This window comes from Amycolatopsis keratiniphila subsp. keratiniphila, from assembly GCF_001620365.2.
Taxonomy (GTDB): Bacteria; Actinomycetota; Actinomycetes; order Mycobacteriales; family Pseudonocardiaceae; genus Amycolatopsis; species Amycolatopsis keratiniphila.
This window is the reverse complement of record NZ_LQMT02000003.1, coordinates 113,477-114,723: the sequence shown is the minus strand read 5'-3', so window position 1 is coordinate 114,723 and position 1,247 is coordinate 113,477. Positions and strand designations below refer to the sequence as shown.

Sequence of the window (1,247 nt, the reverse complement as noted above, 5' to 3'; positions counted from 1 at the left end):
CAGGTCGGCGACGTCGCGTTCCTTGAAGCCGACGCGGCCGAGCTCGAGACGGCTGATCTTCGACTCCGAGCCGCGGATGCTGTAGCCGGCCTCCTGGCGCGTGATGCCCGCGTCCTCGCGCATCCGGCGGAGCTGAGAGCCGAGGATCATCCGTCGCGCGGTGGGACCCAGGGACTGCTCACCGCCAGGCGGGGTGACCGCGTTCATCGACCGGGGACCTTTCGCACGACGACACTCACAGGAGAACAAGCCGATTACTGAAAGTACACGTTTGGGCCTCGACACGACAGGGATGGCTCGGTTTACCGGTCGCGTACGTGGTTCTACTCTACGTAGAGCCCGAGACTTCCGACACAGTTTTGTGAGGTTCAAGATGCCCGACGCCCCGCCCCGGACGGAACGAGTGCCTGTGGGTGTCGACCCGACCCGGGCCAGCATCGCCCGGGTGTACGACGCCTTCCTCCTCGGCAAGGACAACTACGAGATCGACCGGGAGGTGCTGCGCAAGGTCCAGCAGGCCGCCCCCGAGGCGCAGGACCTGGCGACCGAGAACCGCGGCTTCCTGATCCGCGCCTGCCGGTTCCTCGCCAGCCAGACGGGCATCACGCAGTTCCTGGACCTCGGATCCGGCCTGCCGACCGCCGAGAACACGCACCAGGTCGTGCAGCGGATCAACCCGGAGATCAAGGTCGTCTACGTCGACAACGACCCGGTCGTGCTCGCCCACGGGCGCGCGCTGCTCGAAGAGAACGAGAACACGCACTTCGTCTCGGACGACATCTTCGAGCCCGAGCGGATCATGGAGAACCCGGACATCCGGCGGCACATCGACTTCACGCGGCCGATCGCGTTGCTGCAGCTCGGGACCCTGCACCACTACAACGGGCCGCACGACCAGCCCGCCAAGATCATGAAGAAGTACATCGACGCGCTGCCGTCGGGCTCCTACGTGGCGATCTCGCACTTCTCCGACCCGGAGGACGAGCTGTCCGAGACCGCCCGCAAGATGGAGGACTTATTCATCCACAGCCCGATGGGTTCGGGCACCTTCCGCACGAAGGCCGAGATCGAGGAGCTGTTCCACGACCTCGAGATGGTCGAGCCCGGCGTCAAGCTGTGCGTCGACTGGTGGCCGGACGGCCCGCGGATCAAGGAGCTGAACGCGGCCCAGCGGACGATCTCGGGCGGCATCGGCCGTAAGGCTTAAGACTCAGCGCCCTTCCGGCTGCTATGAACGGGACGTTCCT

At 65.8% G+C, this 1,247-nt stretch carries 2 protein-coding genes; one reads left to right on the top strand and one right to left on the bottom strand.

The features are described from left to right. On the bottom strand, positions 1–207 hold a 207-nt coding region (locus tag AVR91_RS01050), incomplete at its 3' end, for a helix-turn-helix domain-containing protein (RefSeq protein ID WP_143253842.1). 202 nt (positions 208–409) lie between these two features. On the opposite strand from AVR91_RS01050, the gene AVR91_RS01045 reads away from it, so the two are divergent. Next, a complete protein-coding gene (locus AVR91_RS01045) occupies positions 410–1,207 on the top strand; it encodes an SAM-dependent methyltransferase (RefSeq protein ID WP_063272405.1) in 798 nt (265 codons plus the stop codon). Positions 1,208–1,247 lie beyond the last annotated feature (40 nt).